General features: G+C 61.9%; 18 protein-coding genes. 5 read left to right on the forward strand and 13 right to left on the reverse strand.

Annotated elements, in window-relative coordinates:
* Positions 1 to 6: 6 nt before the first annotated feature.
* Complete coding sequence (locus tag CWS72_RS01675) at positions 7 to 906, forward strand: glycyl-radical enzyme activating protein (RefSeq protein ID WP_101248805.1); 900 nt, start codon at positions 7 to 9, stop codon at positions 904 to 906.
* 108 nt (positions 907 to 1,014) lie between these two features.
* Here CWS72_RS01675 and CWS72_RS01680 read toward each other — a convergent pair whose 3' ends face one another.
* Positions 1,015 to 3,732: an ATP-binding protein gene (locus tag CWS72_RS01680; RefSeq protein WP_101248806.1), complete on the reverse strand. Its 2,718-nt coding sequence runs from the start codon at positions 3,730 to 3,732 to the stop codon at positions 1,015 to 1,017.
* Between the two features lie 144 nt (positions 3,733 to 3,876).
* Between CWS72_RS01680 and CWS72_RS27640 the strand changes: the two genes are divergently transcribed.
* The gene (locus tag CWS72_RS27640) at positions 3,877 to 4,641 is read left to right on the forward strand and encodes a response regulator (RefSeq protein ID WP_158240464.1); all 765 of its coding nucleotides are present in this window, start codon (positions 3,877 to 3,879) and stop codon (positions 4,639 to 4,641) included.
* Here CWS72_RS27640 and CWS72_RS01690 read toward each other — a convergent pair.
* The 7 genes from CWS72_RS01690 to CWS72_RS01720 form a co-directional block, all read right to left on the reverse strand.
* Positions 4,605 to 5,096, reverse strand: coding sequence for a universal stress protein (locus CWS72_RS01690; protein ID WP_158240465.1), 492 nt, complete (start codon positions 5,094 to 5,096; stop codon positions 4,605 to 4,607). The genes CWS72_RS27640 and CWS72_RS01690 overlap by 37 nt on opposite strands.
* A 162-nt stretch (positions 5,097 to 5,258) precedes the next feature.
* On the reverse strand, positions 5,259 to 6,818 hold the full coding sequence (locus CWS72_RS01695) for a DHA2 family efflux MFS transporter permease subunit (protein WP_101248808.1): 1,560 nt from the start codon (positions 6,816 to 6,818) through the stop codon (positions 5,259 to 5,261).
* Positions 6,799 to 7,953, reverse strand: a complete 1,155-nt coding sequence (locus CWS72_RS01700) for an HlyD family secretion protein (protein WP_241911527.1) — start codon at positions 7,951 to 7,953, stop codon at positions 6,799 to 6,801. The genes CWS72_RS01695 and CWS72_RS01700 overlap by 20 nt, the downstream gene beginning before the upstream one ends.
* The gene (gene slyA / locus CWS72_RS01705; RefSeq protein WP_101248906.1) at positions 7,950 to 8,411 is read right to left on the reverse strand and encodes a transcriptional regulator SlyA; all 462 of its coding nucleotides are present in this window, start codon (positions 8,409 to 8,411) and stop codon (positions 7,950 to 7,952) included. The genes CWS72_RS01700 and slyA overlap by 4 nt, the downstream gene beginning before the upstream one ends.
* 81 nt (positions 8,412 to 8,492) lie before the next feature.
* Positions 8,493 to 9,863, reverse strand: a complete 1,371-nt coding sequence (locus CWS72_RS01710) for a sensor histidine kinase (protein ID WP_101248809.1) — start codon at positions 9,861 to 9,863, stop codon at positions 8,493 to 8,495.
* Between the two features lie 24 nt (positions 9,864 to 9,887).
* Entirely contained in the window at positions 9,888 to 10,571 is a 684-nt protein-coding gene (locus tag CWS72_RS01715; RefSeq protein ID WP_101248810.1) for a response regulator transcription factor, read from the reverse strand.
* A gap of 201 nt (positions 10,572 to 10,772) precedes the next feature.
* On the reverse strand, positions 10,773 to 12,233 hold the full coding sequence (locus CWS72_RS01720; protein WP_101248811.1) for a DegQ family serine endoprotease: 1,461 nt from the start codon (positions 12,231 to 12,233) through the stop codon (positions 10,773 to 10,775).
* Positions 12,234 to 12,660: 427 nt separating this feature from the next.
* Between CWS72_RS01720 and CWS72_RS01725 the strand changes: the two genes are divergently transcribed.
* From CWS72_RS01725 to CWS72_RS01735, 3 genes are all read left to right on the forward strand, one after another.
* Entirely contained in the window at positions 12,661 to 14,343 is a 1,683-nt protein-coding gene (locus CWS72_RS01725; RefSeq protein ID WP_101248812.1) for a methyl-accepting chemotaxis protein, read from the forward strand.
* A gap of 113 nt (positions 14,344 to 14,456) precedes the next feature.
* Complete coding sequence (locus CWS72_RS01730; RefSeq protein WP_158240466.1) at positions 14,457 to 16,898, forward strand: EAL domain-containing protein; 2,442 nt, start codon at positions 14,457 to 14,459, stop codon at positions 16,896 to 16,898.
* A 129-nt stretch (positions 16,899 to 17,027) separates the two neighbouring features.
* A complete protein-coding gene (locus CWS72_RS01735) occupies positions 17,028 to 19,868 on the forward strand; it encodes an FAD-binding and (Fe-S)-binding domain-containing protein (protein WP_101248814.1) in 2,841 nt (946 codons plus the stop codon).
* Positions 19,869 to 19,897: 29 nt separating this feature from the next.
* Here the strand turns inward: CWS72_RS01735 and CWS72_RS01740 are convergent, their stop codons facing one another.
* The 5 genes from CWS72_RS01740 to CWS72_RS01760 all read right to left on the reverse strand — a co-directional run bounded on the left by CWS72_RS01740 (position 19,898) and on the right by CWS72_RS01760 (position 24,440).
* Positions 19,898 to 20,734 (reverse strand): ABC transporter permease subunit, encoded by an 837-nt coding sequence (locus CWS72_RS01740; RefSeq protein WP_101248815.1) that lies wholly within the window; start codon positions 20,732 to 20,734, stop codon positions 19,898 to 19,900.
* The gene (locus CWS72_RS01745) at positions 20,731 to 21,645 is read right to left on the reverse strand and encodes an ABC transporter permease subunit (protein WP_101248907.1); all 915 of its coding nucleotides are present in this window, start codon (positions 21,643 to 21,645) and stop codon (positions 20,731 to 20,733) included. The genes CWS72_RS01740 and CWS72_RS01745 overlap by 4 nt, the downstream gene beginning before the upstream one ends.
* A gap of 44 nt (positions 21,646 to 21,689) precedes the next feature.
* On the reverse strand, positions 21,690 to 22,832 hold the full coding sequence (locus CWS72_RS01750; RefSeq protein WP_101248816.1) for an ABC transporter ATP-binding protein: 1,143 nt from the start codon (positions 22,830 to 22,832) through the stop codon (positions 21,690 to 21,692).
* A 119-nt stretch (positions 22,833 to 22,951) separates the two neighbouring features.
* Positions 22,952 to 24,055 carry a polyamine ABC transporter substrate-binding protein gene (locus tag CWS72_RS01755; RefSeq protein ID WP_101248817.1) on the reverse strand — a complete coding sequence of 368 codons (1,104 nt, stop codon included), beginning with the start codon at positions 24,053 to 24,055 and terminating at the stop codon, positions 22,952 to 22,954.
* A 163-nt stretch (positions 24,056 to 24,218) separates the two neighbouring features.
* Positions 24,219 to 24,440, reverse strand: a complete 222-nt coding sequence (locus CWS72_RS01760) for a hypothetical protein (protein ID WP_146002591.1) — start codon at positions 24,438 to 24,440, stop codon at positions 24,219 to 24,221.
* Between the last annotated feature and the right edge of the window lie 260 nt (positions 24,441 to 24,700).

Here is a 24,700-nt window from a genome sequence, read left to right on the forward strand (position 1 = left end):
CCGGCCATGGAACAGGGCAAGGGATACGTCTTTCAGATTCAGCGCTGGTCCGTCCATGACGGACGGGGGATCAGAAGCACCGTCTTTCTGAAAGGCTGTCCCCTGCGCTGCCGGTGGTGCGCCAATCCCGAATCGTGGAGGGGCGTTCCGGAGATCGCCCATTTTCCCGAACGCTGTACCCGCTGCGCCCGGTGCGCGCCGGTCTGCGCGAGCGGCGCGGCGGTCCGCGACGAGGCCGGCGGCGCCATCTTCGCTTTCGAGAAATGTTCGGGCTGCGGTCTTTGCGCCGAAGCCTGCCCCCGGGGCGCCCGCCGGAGGATAGGCTCCGTCCAGTCGGTCGAGGAGATCATGCGCACCGTGAAGCGGGATATGATCTTCTATCGGGAATCCGGAGGCGGCGTGACCTTCTCGGGCGGCGAGCCGTTCGCCCAGCCCGAGTTCCTGCGCGGCCTGGTTTCCGCTTGCCGGGACTTCGGTCTCGATACCGGCGTCGAGACCTGCGGCTATTTCGACTGGGACGGTGTCAAGGACATCGTCGCCCGGCTGGACTCCGTTTTTGTCGACGTCAAGCTGATGGACGAGGAAAAGCACCGTCGTTTCACCGGCGTCGGCAACCGCCGGATTCTCGAAAACGTCGTCGCCATCTCGCGGATGAGGCCGGAGGCGGTTATCCGCGTTCCGCTGATCAGGGGGGTCAACGACGACGAAACCAATCTCCGGGACCTCGCCTCCTTTGCCATGAACCGGACGCGGATCAGGACGATGGAACTGCTGCCCTACCATGATCTGGGGGCGAAGAAGCACGAGTCGCGAGGCCTCGTCCCTCCCCGTTTCGACCCGCCGGATCAGGCGAAAATCAGTGAGATAAAGCGAATGCTGACCGGCCTTGGCCTAAGCGTTTGTTGAGAAATAACCCGCGTATGCTCAAGTCTCGCCAAGGCTGTTGGGGCTTGGCTTTTCGTTCTTGCGGGTTTGGGCTTCCGCTTGTTCCTGCTCGGTCCCCTCGGATGATCGTCAGCTATCGGCAGGCGCGGTCTTCGCGTGATATGCGCCGATGAAATCCCTTACGTCGGCGTAGGCTTTCCCGGCCAGGTCAAGGTCCCGCCCGAGTTCGTCGAACGCGGCCTGACTGCCGGCTTTCTCTTCCAGCGCGGCGAGAATAGCGGCCAGTTCCGGTGCGCAGGCCGACCGTGCGGCGCCTTTTGCCGCATGGACCGCGTCGTGCAAGGCCTCGCGGTTCTGATTTTCCACCGCCGTGACGGCCCGTTCGAGAAGAGCCGGAAAAAACTCCAGGAAGGAGGCGAGAACGGTCGAAAGAAGTTCCGGTGAATTGTCTCCCAGCAGATCGCCCAAGGCGTCGCAATCGACGGGTTCCGCAATGTGCGGAGCCCTTTCCGCGGTCGAATGCACCTGCTCGCCATATGCGGCGGACGGTGGGGCGGTGTCGGATGCGCCGTCTTCGTTCGGGGCCGACGGAAGCCACTGCAGCAGCGTGGCCTCCAGTTTGTCGAGCCTGACCGGCTTGGCCAGATAATCGTCCATGCCGGCGGCGAGGCAACGCTTTCTGTCATCGGCCAGGGCGTTGGCGGTCAATGCGACCACCGGGAGGTGCTGTCCATCTTCTTCCCGTTCCCTGATGCATCTCGTCAGGGCGTATCCATCCAGTTTCGGCATGCGGCAATCGGCCAGGAGAAGGGCATAGCGTTTTTCCGCCAGCGCCGTCAGGGCGGCTTCGCCGTCTTCGACCATGTCGTATGAAAAACCCAGGTAATCCAACTGCCTGGCGATGACGATCCGATTGGTGTGGTTGTCCTCGGCGATCAGGATGGGCAAGTCGGATTTCACGGTTTTCCGCGCCGTCGGATCGTTTGCCGCCGCGACCGGGTCATGATCGCCGTTGGCGCCGTCGGTAGCCGCCATCACCGCCCTGGTCAACGCGGACCAGCGGATCGGCTTGGCCAATCCGGTCAAACCCGTTTCCGACCATTGCCGGGCGTAGTCTCCGCTGACGGCGCCATCTTTTTCGGCGCTGATCAACAAGACGGCGGGTGGATCTTCCATGTCGGCAAAAATGGCGGGATCGAACGTTGCATCGACCAATGCGGCATCGAAGCGGGGATTCGAGCGCAATGCGCTCGCCGCGGACTGCGCGTCGCCCACTTCGGTCACCAGCACGCCCTGCGCCCGCAGCGCGTCGGCCATGCAACCCCGTGATTCCGCAAGCGGATCGGCGACGAGCATGGCCAGGCCGCTGATGGACGAGACGGGGGCGCGGATGGTCTTTATCGGCGCCTCGGCCAGCGGAATGGCGAAGGAGAAGCGGGATCCTTCGCCGACCACGCTGCTCAAAGCGATATCCCCGTCCATCATATTGACCAGCTTTTTGCAAATCGCGAGGCCCAGGCCGGTTCCGCCGAATCGCCGCGTGGTGCTGGCGTCGGCCTGTGAGAACGGCTGGAACAGGCGCGCCTGTTGCTCTTCGGTCATGCCGATGCCGGTGTCCTCGATTTCGAAAAGAATCCGATCGCCGGCTGGGCCGAGGCGGACGATGACCCGTCCCCGATCGGTGAATTTGACGGCGTTGCTCAACAGGTTGAGGAGAATTTGGCGCAAGCGGGTAGGATCGCCCAGATAATCGTCGGCCAAATCCGGAGAGACGCGCCAGGCTATTTCCAATCCCTTGGCGCGGGCCAGCGGCGCCACCAGTTCAACGGTGGTCTCCACCGTCTGGCGCAACCGCAATGGGGTTTGTTCGATCGACATCTTGCCGGCCTCGATCTTGGACAGGTCGAGGATATCGTCAATGATGGCCAGCAACGTGCGCGCCGAATCGCTGATGACCGAGACCATGTCCTTCTGCTCGTCTGACATCGGCGTGTTGGACAGGACGTCGATCATTCCGAGGACGCCGTTCATCGGTGTGCGGATCTCATGGCTCATCGTCGCCAGAAACTGCGATTTCGCCTGGGTTGCCTGCTCCGCTTCGACCTTCGCGGCGTGCAGCGCCTCTTCCCAGCGTTTGCGGTCGGTGATGTCGCGCAAACCGATCAGGACGCAACGCTCGTCGTCGATCTCGATGATCTGCCCGGAAAGGCTGGCCCACAGGCTCTGTCCCCATCCGGTGGCCAATCCGCATTCGAAGGATTCGACGAAGCCCCCTTCGGTCAGTTTTTCCAGGAAGCGGCTGGTGGGATTTTTTCCCAGGTGGCTTTCCAGCGTCACGACGGCGGCGTTCTGATCGTGCGGAAAAAGTTCGGAGGCCCGGCGATTGATCCGGATGACCTGGTGGTCCCGCATCCGCACGAGAAGCATGGCCAGCGGCGCTCCATCGAAGAATCGACGTAACGTTTCCTCTGCCTGCTTGCGGTCGGTGATGTCGTTCATGCCGACGAGAAGGCGCCGGTGTCCGGCATGGGTGACGATCTGCCCCGAGACGGTGCCGCAATATTGCTCGCCGTAAGGGGTGTTGAGCATGACTTCGAAGTCGTCGATGAAGCCGCCGTTCTGGATATTGTGAAGGAAGGTGGTGGTGGTTTCCTTGCCGAGAATATCATCGAGCCCGATGGTCCGGCCTTCCTCTGGGCCGGCGAAGAGTTCCTGGGCGCGGCGATTGGCCACCAGGACGGCGGCGTCTTCGATGGCGCACAGCATCATCGGCAGGGGGGCCGCGTCGAAGAGGCCGATGGCAATGTCTTTTCCCATCTCCGCCGATGGGTCGTTATCCGTCGTCATCTGCGTTTTTGTCTTTCACTTAGGCTGGATGGAAACACTGCCGGATGGGCCGGCCGATATCCGAACGAAAACATTCAACCTTCCGGATCGTCTCCGGCAAGGTTATTCTGCCTGAAAGGCTATGGCTGCAGCAGGGGATTTAAGATGTCCGCCTCGAAAACAATGCTTTCCGGACGGCGGATCATGATCGCCGATGACGAGTCTTTTAGCCGTTTTTTCGTAGTCCGGATGATTAAGGAGCTCGGCTGTGACGACATCGTCGAGGCCGTCGACGGTGCCGATACGTTGGCGCAACTAAAGCGTTGCGGCGAGGATTTGTCCGTCCTGATTCTCGACTTCAACATGCCGCATCAGAATGGATTGACCGTGTTGAAGATGATCCGGACGGGCGCCGCCGAAGTCCCGCGCGATACCAACGTCCTGATGTTGACGGGCAGTTCCGATTTCGTTCTGGTGGGCGCGGCCATGGCCCTCGACGTCGACGCTTTCCTGATCAAGCCGGTTTCCGAAGCGGCCCTGGTCGACCGTCTGACCAAAATATTCGCAGAAAGCCGCGAACTTAAAACGACCGACGTCTACGAGAGCGTGGACATCGAACTGGTGAGCCAAAGGGTGCTGGGCGCCAAGCCCCCATCCCAGACCCCCCGCGTGCCGTTGGGCTCGACCATCCGTGCGTCGGAGGCGCCCCCGCGGGAAATTCCAGGAACCGCTCGGGTTGCCTTCGATGAGGTGGCGGTGGGGGCCATTCTGGCCGAAAACGTCCGGGCGCCGACAGGGGAGTTGCTGCTGGGCGCGGCCACGGTTTTAAGCGAACGGTTGCTGAACCGCCTCAGGGAATTGCAGCCGGCGATCAAGCTCGATTACGTCCGGATCTACGTCAAGGACGAGGGGCGGGACAGGGGTTCCTGATCGCCCTCGAATGTGCGGGTTTTGTCCGGCTCGACGACGATCAGGACGTCGCAGGGCGTGCGGGCGACCAGATCCGACCCCACCGAGCCTTCGACCAGGCGTCCCAGCCAGGAGAGATGGCGGTGACCGATGATGATGCCGTCGGCCCGCAGCTCCCCGGCCAGCAACGCGATCTGTTCCGCGGTCGCCCCAAAGGGCGCATGGGTCCGGCAATCCATCTTCATTCGGGCGAGATAATCGCGAGCCTCGTCGAGGACGGTGTGGATCTCGGCCTCCAACACGGCGATCATCTCCCCGTTGGGGACGGCGAAGCTGATTTCGCGATGACGGCTGAGGTCATTGACCGAGACCACATGCAGTTCGGCCTTCATGCAGGCGCCGATCTCGGCGGCCTTGTCGAGAACCAGACGGCGCTGCGGTGAAGAGTCGATGGCCGCCAACAGGACTTTCCCCATGATCATTCTCCCCGATGCGGTTTGGAGCGTGATGCATTAAATCTGCATCACGCTCCAACTCGTTTTTCAAGCCCTTGGCCTTAGCGCACGCATCCGCGTGCTTGGCCGCGGCCTCAATGGCCGCTTCCAGAGTGTCGTGCGTCAGATTTGACGCGCGATACTCTAGCGGTTTGGTTTTTTCGGTCGCATGTACCAGGCGGGAATCAGGGCCGCGAAAAAAATCACCGCAACGAACAGGAAGCTCTCGCGGAATCCCATGACGCTGGCCTGGGCCGCGATCATGCGTGAAAAGAAGCGATAGGCCTCATCGGAGCGGATGGCAACCGTGACTTTGTCCAGGACGCCGGCCCGGGTCAGCAGCAGGGCGAGGACGTCCAGGGTATGGGCCGCCGCTTGTCCGCCGGTTTGCATGGCGTTAAATTCACTAGCATATGTCGTCGTCTGCCGTTCCAGGGTGACGGACAGCAAACTGACACCCACCGCGCCGCCCAATTGCCGGACGAAATTGATGGCGCCCGCTCCCTGGCTCACCATTGACTGGTCGAGGACCCTGAGGGCTCCGACATTGAGGGATGGCAGGATAAAGCCGAGGCCGATGCGACCGATCACCACCCAGCCGGCGAAGGCCCAGAAATCGGTCGAGGTGTCGACATCCGTCATCAGGAAGCTTGATACGCCGAAGAGAAACAGGCCGCCCAGGATCAGGACGTGCGGCGCCACGCGGTCGCTCATGCGACCGGCCAAGGGAAAGACGATACCGAGCGCGATACCGGCCGGCATGAGGAGAAGCCCCGACTCGGTGGGCGTGTAGCCCTGGATGGTCTGGACGAACAACGGCACCAGATAGGTCGAGCCGTAAAGACCAAGCCCCAGGATGAAGGCGACGGCGGCTGCGGCGGCGAAGCGCGGGTTCAAATAGACGCGCAAGGCGACGATCGGCGTGGCCGAGCGTTGCTCCTGCCAGATGAAGCCGGACATGGCGATGACGGACAGGAGAAAACCGCCGGTAACCAGGGGGGAGTCCCAACCCAGGCGTTGTCCGTTGGCCAGCGCCGCGAGGAAGGCGGCGATCCCCAGCGACAGGAGCCCGAAGCCCAGCCAGTCGAACGACGGCGACTGGGTCGTGTTTTTCGTGGCCAGAAAAGTCTGCGACATGAAAATTCCGGCCAAGCAGAATGGGGGGCCCAGGAAGAAGACATAACGCCAGGAGTAATTGTCGATCAGCATGCCGCCCAGCGTCGGACCCAGGGCCGGGGCCAAAATCACGCCGACGCCGTAGATGCCCATGGCCGTGCCGCGCCGTTCCGGCGGGAATGCCTGGAAGATCACCACCATGGCCAATGGCTGCACCAATCCGGCGGCCGCTCCCTGGATGATGCGGGCGACGATCAGCACATCGTCGTTGGGACTCAAGCCCCCCAGAACGGACCCGATGATGAAGGCGATCAGCGCCATGCTGTAGGATGCGCGGCGGCCGAACGAGGCCATGGTCCAAGCGGTGGCCAGCATGGTGGCCGTCATCGAGGCCAGAAAGGCCGTCGACAGCCATTGCGCCTTGTCCTGACCCATGCCGAATTCGCCCATGATATCGGGCAGCGCGACATTGACGATGGTGGCCGACAGGACCATGGCGATGGTGCCGACCATGACGGTGACCGTCGCATACCATTTGTAGCCGTCGCCGTAGCGGGCGGCCAGTTGTTCAGTGGTGGCCGGTGTCAATGTCGACCTCGACCATCATGCCGGGCCGCAAGGGGGCGTCCGGCGGTTGCTGGACGGCGATCCTCACCGGAACGCGCTGGGTGATCTTGGTGAAATTACCGGATGGATTGGGGCTGGGCAGCAAGGCGAACTGGCTGGTGGTGGCATGGCCGATCCGTTCGATGGTGCCGGCGAAGCGGCGGGACGGGAAGGCGTCGACGCTGATTTCCACCGGTTGACCGGGCTTCAGGTCGGACAGCTTGGTTTCCTTGACGTTGGCCTCGACCCAGACGGCATCGGGATCATGCAGGATGACCAGGCGTTGTCCGGGAATGACATATTCGCCGGGTTCGACGAATTTCTGATCGATCACGGCGTCGGCGGGACTGCGCAAGACGCGGTCGGCAAGGTCGATCTCTTTTTGATGGAGCTGTGCCGCCACTTGCTCGGCGTCATGGGTGAGCCCCTCCAACTGTTGGCGCAACAGTTCGATTTGCCCCAGATTCGCCTTGGCGTCGGCGACGGCGGTTTCGGTCGCGGCCATTTGTGCGGCGGCGCTGCGTTCTTTTTCCTCGGCCTGGCGCAATTGGCTGCGCCTCAAATCCCAGGTCTGGCGCGAGACGAACTGTTCGCCCAGCAGGGCGTCGGCACGTTGATAATCCTGGCTCGCCCGTTCCCGTTCCGACCGGGCGGCGGCGAGATCGGCGCGGCTGCCGTCGCGGCGGGCTTCCGCCGCCGCGACGGCGCTGGGCGCCGTCGTCTCGGCGATTCGCAATTGCGTCTGCGTGCGGGCCTGTTGCAGGCGGATCGATTCCCCCTTGGCCCTCAACTCGTCGATCTGCAGGCTCGCCTCCCGCTGATCGATCACAACCAGGGTCTGGCCGGCGGCGACCTTCTGCCCGTCGGTGACCGGTCGGCTGGCGATCCATCCGTCGATCCGGCTGCTCATGGTGACCATGTCGGCCATCACCCTGGCATCGGTTTCGGTGATATGCGCAAGGCGACCGTATTGCCAGACCGTGACCACGGTCAGTCCGATCGCCAGGAGGGCGAAGAGCAGCTTCCCCTTCCACCGCTTGAGCAGAAGGAGGCTCCGCGTGGCGCGGAACCGCGGCATGGTCGTCGGGGGAAGGGTGGGAGGGGCCGAGATATTCACTGCGGGTAGGCCTCCGTCCCGATATGGGCGCCGATGTTTCGGGCCATGCGGCTGAAAACCTTCAGGCAGACCTCAAGCTCCTCGTCTTCTATGCCGAGCAGAACTTCATGGCGCAGTTCGGCGGCGATCCGCGTGATGGTATCCAGAGCCGGTTCGGCGGCAGGCATCAGATGAACGGTTTTGGCGCGCCGGTCGCTGGGGCTGTCCCGGCGCTGGATCATTCCCAGGCGCTCAAGGCCGTCGAGGACCCGCACCAGACTGGGGCCTTCGACACCAACCCGGTCGACCAGTTCCCGCTGCGGCAGAACCCCGTTTGAGCGCGATAAATGAAGGAGGATGACCCATTTGGCCTGCGTCAAGCCAAGGGGGGCGAGCCTTTCGTCGAGCCGGGCCCGCCATAGCCGGGCCATTCTCGACAGATCGAAACCGATACGCTCGCGTGGCGCCACTTTCGTCATCTCTTCCTCCAAAGCGATGACGAGCTATTTAGTAGTGAGCTAATTAATAGTCAACTACTGATTTGTTCCGATTCCGGAGGATCATCCCGTGGCCGGCAGATGCAGGGTGGCGATCAGTCCGGGATTGGCGTCGGCAAGTTGGACGGCGCCGCCATGCAGCCGGGCCACCGCCGCCACCACGCTCAGTCCCAATCCCAATCCTTCGCTGCCCTGGCCGGCGCTGCCGCGGAAGAAGCGTTCCATCACCTTGGGCATTTCCTCCGGGGCGATGCCGGGGCCATCGTCGGTGACGATGATGTCGACGCCGCCGTCTTTTCCTTGCTCCAGTGCCAAGGAGATCGTTCCCCGGGCCGGCGAATATTTCAGCGCATTGTCGAGCAGATTGCCGATGGCCTGGGCAAGCAGGAAGGGATCGCCCTTGACCGTCAGGCCCGAGGGCAGGTGGGTCTGCAAAGCGATCCCCTTGTCTTCGGCCAGCGGCCCGTAGAGATCGATGACTTCTCCCGCCACGCTATCCAGGGGGACTTGACGAAAGCCGGCCAGACGGGCGCCCGAATCGATTTCGGCCAGGCGCAACAGGGCGTTGAATACTTCGATCAGCCGGTCGAGATCGGCGACCGCCGCCTGGATTTGGCGCAGGGTCTCCTCCGGCGCCGGCGGATCGAGAAGCAATTCCTCAAGCCGGCCGCGCAACTCGGCCAGCGGCGTGCGCAAATCGTGGGCGACGGCGTTGGAGGCGTTGCGCACTCCGTCGACCAGGACTTCGATCTGCTGCAGCATGCCATTGATGGTTCGGGCCAATTGGTCGAATTCGTCGCTCGATCCGTACGAGGGGACACGCCGGGTCAGGTCGCCCTGCACGATGCCCGATGCCGTGCGGTTGATCGCGTCCACCCGGTGCAGAATGGCCCGTCGTACCAGAAGCCCTCCGATGACGGCGAGAAGCAGCGCGACGACGACGACCGATCCCAGGCTGTCGATGATGGAGTGGCGGATCGCCACCAGATCCTGTACGTCGCGGCCGACCAGCAGATGAAAGCCCCGGGGCAGGCCCACATAGAGTACGCGGGTGGCGTAAAGCTTGTCGTCACGGGCCAACTCCACCTGATACCAGCCGGTGTTGTGCCCGATCCGCAGCGGCCATGCGGCGAGATTGCCGGCCACGGGTGCCAGGGAGGGATCGGCCAGGAGATAAATGGCGTGTTCGTCGGCATGTTGCCGGATTCGCTGATTGATCGTCTGGATGGCGCCCGACAGGCCGAAATCCTGCAAGCGGTCGCCGATAGCCTGCGTGTCGGCCAGGATGACGGCGTCGACCTCGCGTTCAAGGTAGGCCGATGTCCGCCACCAATAAAAGCCGACCAGGACGAAGGCCGATAGAACGAACAGCAGCGCATAGCCGATGGCCAGCCGCACGGCGGTGGAGCGCAGGAGGCGCAAGCGCGGCATCATCCCACCCCGTCTTGTCGCGGCTGCTCAGGCATCCGGGCCCAGCCGGTAGCCGACGCCACGGATGGTTTGCAAAAGCGCCTGTTCGTTCTCGGTATCGAGCTTCTGGCGCAATTTGCTGATATGGACGTCGATGACGTTGGTTTGCGGATCGAAGTGATAGTCCCAGACATTTTCCAAAAGCATCGTCCGGGTGACCACCTGGCCGGCATGCCGCATCAGATATTCCAGTAATTTGAACTCGCGGGGCTGCAGTTGTATCGGCCGTTCGGCGCGCCGGACCTTATGGGCGAGCAGATCCATCTTGAGATCGGCGACGGTGAGGACGGTCTGTCTGTCGGTCGCGCCCTGGGCGCGGCGGGCCAGGGCGTCCAGGCGCGCCTCCAACTCTCCGAAGGCGAAAGGCTTGGTCAGGTAGTCGTCCCCGCCGGCGCGCAAACCCTGGATTTTATCGTCCACATCGCCCAGCGCGCTCAGGATCAGAATGGGGATCCTGTTGCCGTTTTTGCGTAGCATCTCGATGATCGTCAATCCATCCAATCCGTCGGGCAGCATGCGGTCGAAAATCATCACATCGTAATGTTCCGACGAGGCGAGAAACAATCCGTCGCGGCCGTTGCCGGCAGTGTCGATGGTATGTCCGGCCTCACGCAGTCCCTTGCGGACGAACTGCGTGACGCGTTCATTGTCTTCGACAAGCAGGATCTTCATGAGTCCTCGGAAATGATAGGACCGATGGCGCCGCTCAGGCGGCGCCATCGGGACGACGGTTGCGGGTTTCGTTTTAGGGCTTGTCGCGAAATTATCGCTCCAAGCCCTAAGATTTCATATGACGCCTACGCTCCGCTACGGCGGGCGAGAAGCGCCGCTCGGGCTTAAGGGCCTGTTGATTCATAATTTATCAACAGGCCCTTACCCTTGCGTGAGTTGCAGGGCGATATAATAGGTCGTGCCATTGCGCGTGACCAGGAGCGGCACGGCTTCTTTTTTGGCGGCCTCCGCCTCATGGATCTTGCCGGCCGCCTGGTTCGGCGAGGTCACCGAGACGTCGCCGATCCGCACGATGACGTCGCCCGGCTGGATGCCGCTGTCATCGGCCCGGCTGCCCGGTTCCACCTGGGCGACGACCACGCCCTTGACGGAGCTGCCCAGTCCCAGTTCACTGCGGGCTTCCTTGGACAAGGGTTCCAGGGCCATGCCCAAGGGACCGCTGCCGTCTTCAGCATCGTTGGACGCCGTCTGTTCCTTGGCCTGGGTGCCGACCCGCACATCGACCGTCTGTTCACGGCCATCCCGCCAGACCGACATCGGAACGCTCTTGCCCGAGGCGGTGTCTGCGACGGCCAGAGCCAGATCGCGTGGCGTCTTGATCGGCTTGCCGTCATAGCCGGTGATGACGTCGCCCTGTTTGAGACCGGCATGCAGGGCCGGCGAATCGGCCAGCACGTCGGAAACGATCACCCCGTCGTCGGGCGTGCGACCGACCGCCTTGGCAAGGGCGGGTGTCAAAGACTGCATCTGAACGCCCAGCCAACCCCGCTCGACCTGGCCATGCTCGCGTAGCGCGGTGACGACCTTCGAGGCGATGCGCGAGGGAATGGCGAAGCCGATGCCGACGCTGCCGCCGTTGGGCGAATAGATCGCGGTGTCGATGCCGATCACCTGCCCGGATTGATTGAACAGCGGACCGCCCGAGTTTCCGGGGTTGATCGGCGCATCGATCTGCAGGAAATCGTCGTAGGGTCCTTCGTTGATGTTGCGGCCGTGCGCCGAGACGATGCCCGCCGTCACCGAGCCTCCCAGACCGAAGGGGTTGCCGACGGCGATCACCCAGTCGCCGACCTGTTCCTGGTCGGAATCGCCGAAGGCGACGAAGGGCAGGGGTTTCTTGGCGTCGACCTTGAGCAGCGCGAGATCCGTCTTGGCGTCGCGGCCGACCACCTTGGCCGGATAGTTGGTGCCGTCGTCCAGCGTGACGGTGATCTTGTGGGCGCCGTCGACGACGTGGTTGTTGGTGACGATATAGCCGGCCGGATCGACCAGAAAGCCCGATCCAAGCGCATGCTCCGGTCTGGCGTTTCGATGTTGGTAGAATTGTTTGAACATGTCGGCGAAGGGTGATCCCGGCGGAAGCTGGGGCATGTCGCGCATGTCCGTCTGGTGGGGCATTTCCAGGGTGGCGATATTGACGACGGCCGGACGAACCTTTTTGACCAGGTCGGAAAATCCGGCCTGATTGACGACGGGAGCCGCCTGCTGGGGTTCCGGTGACTGAGCCTGCGCGAGGGACGGAACCAATCCGCCGGCCAGGATGCTACCGGCGAGGAGCGCCGCGGCGAAGGCCGATTTCTTGGGCAAAAGGGAATGTGGCATTTGCTGGTCCTTGCTTTCTGAAGAGGAAAGGCCGGCCTTGTCGGCGATAAGGGCTCGGGCCTTGGAAACCTGTCCAGCAAGATGCCAGCAGCCGCCTCGTCGGAAGCTGGGCGGAACATTAAGAAAAATTGAGAATTGCCGCCTATCCTTCGATTGAGAATCGCCTGGATGGGAACGAGGCATTCGAGGGTGAGGGATGAGCCGCAGAACGCCGGAATTGCTGGCGTTTTCCCATGGACGAAAGGCTTATCCTGTTTACACTTATGGTCAATTTAATTTACCATAGTATGGTACTATTAGAAGTGGGCTCCATTATATTTTGGAGAAGACTTAACAACTATAGATTGAGAAACAAAGGAACTAGTTGCGCTTTTGGTTGTTAATGTTTTCTAAAATATTAAGAAACGGGCGCAATGGGGAGGAAAGCATGCTGAATCGTATGAAAATCTCGGCGAAACTGATTTCATTGGTGTTGGGAGGTGTCGTCGGTTTCGTCGTGTTGGCGGCTTTCGCCCTGTCCTTCATGCGCCAGACGATGATCGAGGACCGGGAGGACAAGGTTCGCAACCTGTCCGAGGTGGCCCGCGACGTGGCCAAGGGGTTTTACGAACGCGCCCAAGCCGGCGAGTTCGACCAGGCGACGGCGCGTGAGATGGCGAAAAAAGTACTGCGCGGTCTCAGGTACAGTGGCGTCGAATATTACTTCATCTACACCATGGACGGAACCACCGTGCTGTTGCCGCCGAAACCGGAGCGCGAGGGGAAGAACTTCATCGATCTCAAGGACGAGAACGGTGTTTTCTTCATTCGCGAATTGCTCGAGGCGGGGCGCAATAACGGCCGTCCGGTGTTTTACCAGTTTCCCCGCGCCGGTTCGGACAAGCCGGTGGACAAGATTGCAACCACTCTCTATTTCGAACCCTGGGGCTGGGCGATCGGAACCGGCATCTATATCGACGACGTCAATACCGAATTCTCCAGGGCGGCGGTGAAATACGCCGGAATCATCGGGCCGATCACCCTGATCCTGGTGATCGGAGGCTGGTTCCTGGCCCGCAATATCGCCTTGCCTTTGCGCCGTCTGGCGTCGGTTACCGAGCGTCTGGCCCATGAGGATTTCTCCGTCGAGGTCAGCGATACCGGGCGGGGCGACGAGATCGGAATTTTGGGGCGCTCGGTCGCCGTCCTGCGCGATGGCGCCCGCGAAGCGGCCGATCTGCGTCAATCCCAGGAACGGGCGAAAGAGACGGCGGAAGTCGAAAAGCGCCGGATGATGGGCGAGTTGGCCGACCATTTCGAGGCCAGCGTCAAGGCCGTGGTCGAGACCGTGGCCTCCGCGGCCACGGAAATGCAAGGGACCGCGCGCTCCTTGTCTTCGGTGGCGGAACACGCCAGCCAGCAAGCCACGGCCGTTGCCGCCGCTTCCGAGGAGGCGACGAGCAATGTCCAGACGGTGGCGGCCGCCGCCGAGGAGTTGACTTCCTCGATCCGCGAGATCAGCCGCCAGGTCAACGCCGCGGCGAATATCTCCGGAAACGCCGTGGCCCAGGCGGCGAAAACCAATGAGATCGTCAATGGCCTGGCCAATTCGGCGGATTTGATCGGAAGCGTGGTGAAGCTGATCAACGATATCGCCAGTCAGACCAACCTTCTGGCCTTGAACGCCACCATCGAGGCGGCGCGCGCGGGCGACGCCGGAAAAGGGTTCGCGGTCGTGGCCAATGAAGTCAAGAGCCTGGCCAATCAGACGGCCAAGGCCACCGAGGACATTTCCCAGCACATTGCCGGCGTGCAATCGGCGACCGGCGAGGCGGTCTCGGCGATCCAGGCCATCTCCGCGACGATCAGCGAAATCAACCAGATTTCGGCGGCCATCGCCTCGGCTGTCGAGGAGCAGGGTGCGGCCACCCAGGAGATCGCCCGGAATGTCGAACAGGCGGCTGCGGGAACCCAGGAAGTCTCGATCAATATTGCGGGCGTTACCGAAGCGGCGGGAGAAACGGGGACCGGTGCGGGACACGTACTTGACGCGGCCACCGAATTATCGAAACAATCGGAAACCTTGGGCGGTGAGGTCGATCAATTCATTGCCCGCATCCGGTCGGCTTGAGATTTTGGTCGTCGCTTTGTTTGAAGTGAAGATCGGAGGCTTGCCGCTGATACTTTAGGGTGACCATGCCGAAGAGGGCGCGTCCGTTCACTCTGAATATTTCGGTTCGACTGATGTTGACCGGAATCATCGGGCTCATCGGCATGGTTCTCCTGCTCGTCGCCGCCATGCACACTTTGCGCAGCCAGATGCTGGACGAGCGGATTGAAAAAGTCCGTGGTCTTGCCGATGTCGGCAGAGGCATCGTCGCCTCTTACCGGCAGCGTGCGCTGAATGGAGAATTCGACGAGGCTGAGGCCAAGGCGAGGGCCGTCGCCAGGCTTCGTGACTTGCGTTACCAGGGGAATGGATATTTTTTCATCTATGATGAAACCGGGACCAACATTTTGTTGCCCTACCTGCCGGACCGCGAGGGACGAAATTTCATCGATCTGCAGGATGCCAACGGCGTTTTTTTCATCAAGGAACTGATCGACGGCGGCCGGAACGGAGGCTCGCCCGTCTTTTATCGGTTCCCCCGTACCGGCACGGAACTGGCGATCGACAAGGTCGGGGTGGCGCTTTCTTTCGAGCCATGGCGCTGGGTGATCGGCACGGGGGTCTATATCGATGATCTCGATGCGGAATTCGCCACCGAATTGCTGCATCTGTCCCTGATCCCCATCATCGTCGTCCTGGCATCCGCCGGCGCGATCTTTTTGATCGCGCGCAGCGTCTCGCGCCCTCTGTTGAAGCTGACCGGCGTGATGGAACGCCTGTCTCGGCGTGATTTCGACGTCGAGGTGCCGTTCCGGGGGCGGGGTGACGAGATCGGCGCGATCGCGCGTGCCGTTGCGGTGTTCAGGGAAAACGGCATGGCACGTCAGAGCGCCGAGGAGAAGCTCCACGCCAGCGAGCGGCATCTGATGGTCATTACCGAAAACGCGCCCAGTCTCATCTGGATGATCGACGCCAAGGGTATCGTCACCTATGCCAACCGGGGCATCTCGGGAAAGGAGCGGGACGAGGTGATCGGCGGCACCGTTATCGAATGGGTCTGCGAGGAACATCGCGAGCGGGTCGAGAGAACCCTGGGCGAGGTCTTTTCAACCGGCCAGCCCGGACGTTGTGAATTCATGGGGCTGAACGACGAGCGGCGCTGGTACAGCACCCGGACGGCGCCCGTCTTCGATGGCCGGCGGATCACCGGCGCGGTCATCATCACCAACGATGTGACCGACCGCAAGGCGGCCGAAGCCCAGGTGGAGTTCCTGGCGCATCACGACGCCCTGACCGACTTGCCCAACCGGATTCTGGGAAAACTGCTGTTCGACCAGATCATCATCCAGGCGGAACGGGCGGGCAGCCGGGCGGCGATGCTGTTTTTCGATCTGGATAATTTCAAGCGCGTCAACGATTCGTTGGGACATGCCGGCGGCGATCTCCTTTTGAAAGCGGTGGCCGATCGGCTGATCGATTGCGTTCGCGACAGCGATCTGGTGGTCAGGCAAAGCGGTGACGAGTTCATCATCCTTATGCCGAATGTCGGTGACGTCGACGATGTTTCCTCTGTGGCCAATAAAATTCTCGAACAATTGCGCCCGCCGTTCGATATCGGAGGAGAACTGGTGTCTATTTCAGCCTCCCTGGGCGCGGTGGTATTTCCAGAAGATGGAGGAAGTTTCGACGAATTGTTCAAAAAGGCGGATACTGCGGCGCGTTTCGCCAAGGATGCCGGTCGCAATACATATCGGTTCTTTACAGAACAGATGAATGCCAACGCCGACGAATATTTAAGGATCCGGACCGGTTTGCGTCAGGCCCTGGAACGGGGCGAGTTCCTTTTGCATTACCAGCCGCAAATCGTCGTCGACAGCGGACGGGTGATCGGCGCGGAGGCGCTGATCCGCTGGAATCATCCCGAGTTGGGCCTGCTGGCGCCCGGGCGCTTCATCTCTATCGCCGAGGACAGCGGCCTGATCGTGCCGATCGGCGAATGGGTGCTGGGCGAAGCCTGCCGGCAATGCGCCGCCTGGCAGGCCGAGGGGCTGCCCAGGATCACCATTGCCGTCAATCTTTCCGCCGTGCAGTTCAAAAGAGGCGACCTGCTGGAGGTGGTGACCAGGGCGCTTCGTCAATCGAAACTCGACCCCAGCTGTCTCGAGTTGGAAATGACCGAGTCGGCGCTGGTGAAAGATTCTTCCACCGTCATGAAGACGGTGGAGCGGCTGAAATCCCTGGGCGTCATTTTTTCCATCGACGACTTCGGGACGGGTTATTCCAGTCTGGCCTACCTTAAGCAGTTCAAGGTGGACAAGCTCAAGATCGACCAGTCCTTCGTCCGCGAGATCACGCAAAGCGCCAGCGATGCCGCCATCGTCACGGCCATCGTCGCCCTGGCCCGCAGTCTGGGCTTGAAGACCGTCGCCGAGGGAATCGAAAGCAAGGAGGTTCTGGATTGTTTGCGCTCGTGCGGCTGCGACGAGGCGCAAGGTTACCATCTGGGCCGTCCCATGCCGGCTGGCGCCTTCGCCGAAATCTTGCGTCGCGTCACCAATCCGCAACCGGTTCAATGACCTGACGGCGCCGGAAATTCCTGTCCGAGCTTTCGTGTCGGCGGTGATTGGTTTAAACAACACCCTCCATTTCATGTCCTGGAAAGGAGTCCGGCGTCTCGATGGCCGAGGCCGGCCGGAAAGGTTCGTATGGCAGAGTCGTCTTCTTTGGCGAAGGGGCTTCCCACGCCCTTCGACGTTTTCGTGACCCGTTTGGCGGAGGCATTGCCCAGGGAGAGGATCATCACCGATCCGCTGCGGCGCCTGGCCTGGGGCACCGATGCAAGCTTCTATCGCCTGATCCCGCAGGTCGTGGTGTTGGTCGAATCGGAAGAGGAGGTTCGCTCCCTGCTGACCTTGTGCCATCGCTTCCGCCTGGGGATCACCTTCCGGGCTGCCGGAACCAGCTTGTCGGGACAGGCCGTCAGCGATTCGGTGCTGGCCGTGCTGGGCGAGGGGTGGAACGGCTCGACGATCGAGGCTGACGGGACGAGGATTCGCCTTCAGCCGGGGGTGATCGGGACGTCGGCCAATCGGCGGCTGGCCCCGTTCGGGCGTAAGATCGGTCCCGATCCCGCCTCCATCGATTCCTGCAAGATCGGCGGCATCGCGGCCAATAACGCCAGCGGCATGTGTTGCGGTACGGCGCAGAATTCCTATCGGACGCTCGATTCGTTGCGGGTGGTTCTGGCCGACGGCGCGGTTCTCGATACCGGAGACGAGGCAAGCCGGCAAACATTCGCCAAAAGCCATGCCTCCCTTTTGGCGGGCTTGACCGATCTAGCCCGGCGCACCAGCGGCGACGAGGCCCTGAGCGCCCGAATTCGCCGCAAGTTCAAGATCAAGAACACCATCGGCTACAGTCTGAACGCCCTGATCGACTTCGACGATCCGATCGATATCCTGGCCCATTTGATGATCGGCTCCGAGGGAACCCTGGGGTTCATCAGCGCGATCACCTACCGTACCGTGCCCGATCATCCCCATCGGGCGTCGGGCCTGGCGGTCTTTCCCGACATGGAAAGCGCTTGCCGGACGGTCGTCGCCTTGAAGGCGACGCCGGTTTCCGCGGTCGAAATGCTCGACCGGCCATCCTTGCGTTCCGTCGAGAGCAAGCCGGGCATGCCCCCCTACATCCGCACTCTGCCGGATGCCGCCTCCGCGCTGCTGATCGAAATCCGCGGCGAAACGCCGGAGCACCTCGCCGCCAATCTCGCCCTCGTCAAGGCGGTGCTCGACGACGCGCAGCCGTCGATACCGGCCGATCTGACCACCGACAGGGAAGAGATCGAGCGTCAATGGGCGATCCGCCGGGGGATGCTGCCGACGGTCGGCGCCTTGCGGCCGGGCGGCACCACGGTGGTGACCGAGGATATCGCCGTGCCGCTCGATCATCTGGCCGAAGCGGCCCATGATTTGCGCCAGGTGTTGAACGCCCACGGCTACGAGGACGCCCTGATCTTCGGCCACGCCCTCGAAGGCAATCTGCATTTCATCTTTACGCAGGATTTCAACAAGGCCTCCGAGGTCGAGCGCTACGGCCGCCTGATGGACGGTATCGCCGAGGTGGTGGCCGGTCGTTACGACGGGTCACTGAAGGCCGAGCATGGAACCGGCCGCGCCATGGCGCCGTTCGTCGAAATCGAATGGGGCGCTCAGGCTTTCGCCTTGATCCGTGAAATCAAGTCTCTGTTCGATCCCTCCGGACTGCTCAATCCCGGTGTCATTCTTTCCGATGACCGCCAGGCGCATATCCACGATTTGAAACCCTTGCCGCCGGCCTTTCCCGCCATCGACAAATGTATCGAATGCGGTCTATGCGAACGGCTCTGCCCATCCGCCGGCCTGACCCTGACGCCGCGCCATCGGATCGTTGGCTGGCGGGAGATCACCCGCCGCGAGAGGGCGGGCGAAAACGCCGATGAAATCCGCCGCCTTTATGATTACCACGGCATCGATACCTGCGCCGCCTGCGGGTTGTGTTCCATGGTCTGCCCGGTGGGTATCAACACGGCGGTTCTTACCAAGGCCTTGCGGGGAAGACGTCACGGCGCGGCCACCCGCTGGCTGGCGGGCCGCGCGGGGCGGCATTTCGGATTGGTGACGCGGGCCTTGCGGGGCGGTTTGCTGACCGCCCGCGCGTCGCGTCGGGCGCTGGGCGCAAAAGTCATTGAAGATCTGAGCCATGCCCTCCGCCGTCTCGCCGGTCCCGGTAGTCCGGTGGCCTTGGCCGCCATGCCCAACGCCGGGTCGGGCTCCCCGCGCCCGCTGTCACGTGGAGGGCGGGAGCGCGTGGTCTATGTGAGCGCTTGTCCCAGCCGGACCATGGGGCCGTCGGATCGGGGCGGCGACGGACGGTTCTTGCCCGATGTGGTGATCGGCCTGCTGGACAAGGCGGGATTCGATGTCGTGGTGCCTGAGGGGCTCGACGCGCTTTGCTGCGGCCTTTCCTTCGAAAGCAAGGGCCTGGAGGAGGAAGCCGGACGCAAGGGAGAGGAAATGGCCTTGGCCATCCTTGCGGCCAGCGAGAACGGACGTCTGAGCGTGGTCATGGATGCCAGTCCCTGCAGCCTGCGCATGAAGGGGATTCTCGAGGGGCGGGCCACGCTTCACGATTTGCCGGAGTTCCTTCATGACGAGGTTCTGCCCCGTTTGACGGTGGACCGTCAGGATCGCCCGGTGTTGCTGCATCTCCCTTGCAGCGTGAAGCGAATGGGGGGACAGGACAAGCTGCGCCGGCTGGCCGAAGCCTGCAGTTCGCGGGTCTCGGTGCCGGAGGAGGTCACCTGCTGCGGCTTCGCCGGCGACAAAGGCTTCTTTCGGCCGGAACTGAACGACCACGCCCTGCGTCATCTGACGGATGGGGCGCCGCCGGATTTCGTCGGCTGCTCGTCGAGCCGAACCTGCGAGATCGGACTGGAACAGCATAGCGGCGCAAGCTTTCAGTCCATCGCCTATCTTCTGGATGCCTGTTCACGGAGCAAAGACTGATTCCGTCGCCTCTCTATCTTTCCGTGAGGTTATCCCCGATCGCTTGCCGTTTTCAGCGATCGAACGCGCTCGGCCTCCTGGCGCTGCACGATGATGCCGAAAATGAGGATGCCGATGGAGACGATGGCCACCACGATGCTGGCCAGGGCGTTGATCTCCGGGCTTACCCCCAGGCGGACCTTCGAGAAGATGACGATCGGCAGTGTCGTCGAACCGGGACCGGTGACGAATGAGGAAATCACCACGTCATCGATGGACAGGGTAAAGGAGAGCAGCCATCCGGCCAGCAGGGCCGGGGCGATGATCGGCAAGGTGATCACCAGGAAGACTTTGACAGGACGGGCTCCCAGATCCATCGCGGCCTCTTCCAGCGAAACGTCCATCTGGGCCAGTCGCGATTGGACGACGACGGTAACGAAGGACAGGCTGAAGGTGACATGGGCGATGACGATGGTGGTCATCGAGCGGCCCGCCGGCCAACCGAAGGTCTGTTCCATGGCGACGAACAGCAGAAGCATGGCCAGCCCGGTGATGATTTCGGGCATGACCAGCGGCGCCGTGATCATGCCGGTGAACAGGGTTCGCCCGGCGAAGCGCCGAAACCGCACCAGCACGACGGCGGCCAACGTGCCCAGGAAGGTCGAGATGGTGGCGTTCAGGACGGCCACCTTGAGGCTCAGCCAGGCGGCGTCGAGGATCTTCTCGTCGGCCAGCAGTTCGCCGTACCATTTCGTCGAAACGCCGCCCCAGACCGTGACCAGCCGCGAGGCGTTGAAGGAATAGATCACCAGGAGAACGATCGGCAGATAGAGGAAGGCATAGCCGAAACCGAGCGCCGAATAGAGGGCGATGGCGCGGTTTTTCATGACGTTTCGCCGCTTTTGTTCTGGGTGTGCTGGAAGATCATGATCGGCGCCACCAGCAGCACCAGCATGGCCACCGCCACCGCCGAGGCGACCGGCCAGTCGCGGTTGTCGAAGAATTCCGACCACAAGACCCTGCCGATCATCAGCGTGTCCGGGCCGCCCAGAAGATCGGGGATGACGAACTCACCCACCGCCGGAATGAACACCAGCATGGAACCGGCGATCATGCCGGGAATGGAAAGCGGCAGGGTCACCGACCGGAAGGCGCGGAAGGGTCGGCAGCCGAGATCCGCCGCCGCCTCCAGCAGGGACAGGTCCATCTTTTCCAAGGTGGCGTAAAGCGGCAACACCATGAACGGAAGGTAGGAATAGACGATGCCGACATAGACGGCGAAATCGGTTTCCAGCATTTGCAACGGCTGATCGATCAGGCCGGTCCAGAGCAGGAAGGCGTTCAGCAGACCTTCGTTCTTCAAGATGCCCATCCAGGCGTAGACGCGGATCAGGAAGGACGTCCAGAACGGCAGCACGACCAGCATCAGCAGGGGCGTGCGGATCGTCCTGGGAGCGCGGGCGATGGCGTAGGCCATCGGATAGCCGATCAGCAGGCAACACAGGGTCGACAAGCCGGCGATCTTCAGCGAATTCAGATAGGCGTCGAAATAAAGCTCGTCTTCGAACAGATAGCGATAGTTGCCGAGGTTGAGTCTGATCTGCAAAACGGCGTCTTCCGCCCAACCGATCAGCGGCTGGTAAGGGGGAACGGCGGCTTGTGTCTCGGAGAAGCTGATCTTGAGGACGATCAGGAAGGGGATCAGGAAGAACAATGCCAGCCAGGCGTAGGGCGGCAGTCCGACCAGGGCACGGCCCCACCGTCGCGAAAAAGCTCGCAAGCCGCCGGACGCGCGCATTTTCGGTGCCTGCGGATGAGGAGGGCGCAGCGGCAGGCCGTTGGTCATTGGACCAGAACCAGCGAATTGGCCGGGTGCCATGTCAGATAGACCTCGTCATCCCAGGTCAGTCGCTGTTCGCTGGTATGGCGCAGATTGGTCAGCGCCACCTGGACTTTGCGGCCCGAGGCCAGGCGCACGTGATAGATCGAGATGTCGCCCAGATAGGCGATGTCGCTGACGACGCCATGGGCGCAGTTCACCCTTTCTTCGGGGGGCTCGCGCTGGACCATCATTTTTTCCGGGCGAACCATGACGGTGACCGGCGCGCCGACGGCGACGCCGCTGGAATGTCCGACCACCAGCCTGGCGTCGAGCTCCTGGCAATCGACGACGGTGTGGCTCTGCTCGTCGAGTGCTACGACGCCATCGAACATGTTGGCCGTGCCGATGAAATCGGCGACGAAGGTGGTGGCCGGATATTCGTAGATCTCGACCGGCGTACCCACCTGTTCGATCGAGCCGGCGTTCATCACGCCGATCCGTGCCGACATGGTCATCGCCTCTTCCTGGTCATGGGTGACCATCACGAAGGTGATGCCGACCCGGTCCTGGATGTTGACCAATTCCAGCTGGGTCTGCTCGCGCAGTTTCTTGTCGAGCGCCGCCAGCGGTTCGTCGAGGAGCAGGACCTTTGGCTCCTTGGCCAGACAGCGGGCCAGGGCGACGCGCTGGCGCTGCCCTCCGGACAACTGCTGCGGTTTGCGGGCCGCCAGGCTGCTCATCTGGACCAGATCGAGCACCGCTTTCACCCTCTCGGCGATCCGGGCTTTCGGCATGCGGTCCTGCTTGAGGCCGAAGGCGACGTTCTGCTCCACCGTCATGTGGGGAAACAGGGCGTAGGACTGGAACATCATATTGACCGGACGTTCATAGGGAGGAATGTCGGTCATATCGACGCCGTCGATGGAGATGCTGCCTTCACTGGGAATCTCGAAGCCGGCCAACATGCGCAGCAATGTGGTCTTGCCGCAGCCCGAGGCCCCCAGAAGCGAGAAGAACTCTCCGGGATAGATGTCCAGGTCGACCTTGTTGACGGCCGAGAAGTCGCCAAAACTTTTGGATACGCCTTCGATGCGAATCAGCGGTTTGGCATCGGGGTCGTTCCAGGGCGCGAAGACATGCTGCTTGACGGATGGTGGTGCCAAGGCTGGAGATTCCTTATTCAGAAAGGCGCCCCGACCGGATTTCCCGGTCGGGGCGCGGTGCTCGGACTCTCATGGCACGTTTCGTTTACCATAAAACGTGCCATTACCATCGTCCGGCCTTATTTGCCGGTCTTGACCCTGGTCCAGGTCCTGGTGCGCTCACGCTCGTAAGCCTGCTGGGCGGGAGGGACCTGGAACTCCTTGGCGAGGACCTCGGCCGGCGGATAGATCGCCGGATCACTCAGCAATTCCTTTTTCAGCAAGGGCTTGGAGGCCGTCACCGCGTTGGCGTAGCCGGTGGTGTTGCTGATCGCCGCGATGATCTCGGGGCGCATCAGAAAATCGATGAATTTATAGGCGTTGTCGGGATGGGGGGCGTCGGCGGGAATCGCGGCGGAGTCGATATTCACCACCGCCCCTTCCTTGGGAATGATGATGCCCAGGTGAACGCCTTTTCCGGCTTCGTCGGCACGGCTGCGCGCCTGCACCAGATCACCCACATAGCCTTGCGCCAGACAGGTGTCGCCATTGGCCAGGTCATTGATGTATTTGGACGAATGGAAATATTTGACCGATGGCCGGACGGCGGTGACCGCGGCGGCGGCGGCCTTCAGATCATCTTCCGATTGGCTGGCGCCGCTCTTGCCGAGGTAGGTCAGCGCCGCGGCGAAGACTTCGGTCGGGGTGTCGAGGAAACTGAAGCCGCACCCCTTCAGTTTGGACACCACCGCCGGGTCGAAGAGCAACGACCAGCCATCGAGCGGGGTGTTGGGCAACAGCTTCTTCACCTTGTCGATGTTATAGCCGATTCCGGTGGCGGCGATCATGTAGGGAACCGCGAACTGGTTTTCCGGGTCGGATCCGCTCAAGGTCTTCAGCACGGCCGGGTCGATGCCGCTGTACGTCTTCAGTTTGCTCCGGTCGAGCTTCTGATAGATGCCGGCTTTGATCTGCTGCGCCAGGAAGGGCGAGGCCGAGGGAAACACCACATCATAGCCCGATTTTCCGGCTTGCAGTTTCGCCGAGAGGGTTTCGTTGCTGTCATAGACGTCATAATTCACCTTGATGCCGGTTTCGGCGGTGAATTTCTCCAACGTGTCGGGAGCGATGTAATCCGACCAGTTGTAGACGTTGAGAACCTTTTCCTCTTCCGCCGAGGCCGCCGAGGAAAGAACGATCGCCACCGAGGCGACAGCCAGTAACTTGATGAGGAATGCGCGCATCACCGACCCCGATCAGGAGGACTTAAAAAGACGCGCGGGCGGGCGAACGCCAACGAAGGGTTCTGTCCCGCGCGAAGTCAGATATTTCGAACAATCGACGGTCCTGTCAATCGGCTTCAAGCGATTGACAGGATGACGTATCGGAGGGGGGTGGGTGATGCGGTCAGCGGGGCATGGAGATGGGGCGGAAATAGGCTCCGTCCGCCAGAGTCATGGCCGAAACGGTGATGACTTCGCTTTCCCTGGATTGCTTGGCCAGTTGCACATGCAGCAATCCATCGACATGCGTCCATGATCTGGTCACGACCCAGATGCTCTTTCGAACCTCGCCGGTCTTGACGAAGCTGTCGCCCACTTGGATCGACGATGACGATATGCGTGCCAAAATATAATTCCCCCTTGAGCTTTTGCCGCCCTCCCCGGGACGACGACTATCCACTCTGGCCTTGCCGGCCAATTAAAACCGCCATGCGGCCCTCGCGCGGACGTTTCGTCCACAGCCTATCCGTAAGAGTGCATGGGATATTAACCAATCGTACTAGAAATGTGAATATCCTATAAAAGAATACCCGGGGATTCTTGTCATATACGCGGTGTATTAGGCGGTGATGGTGACCGTATTATATCTATATTGGATCAGCTCTC

This window comes from Telmatospirillum siberiense, from assembly GCF_002845745.1.
GTDB lineage: Bacteria > Pseudomonadota > Alphaproteobacteria > Rhodospirillales > Magnetospirillaceae > Telmatospirillum > Telmatospirillum siberiense.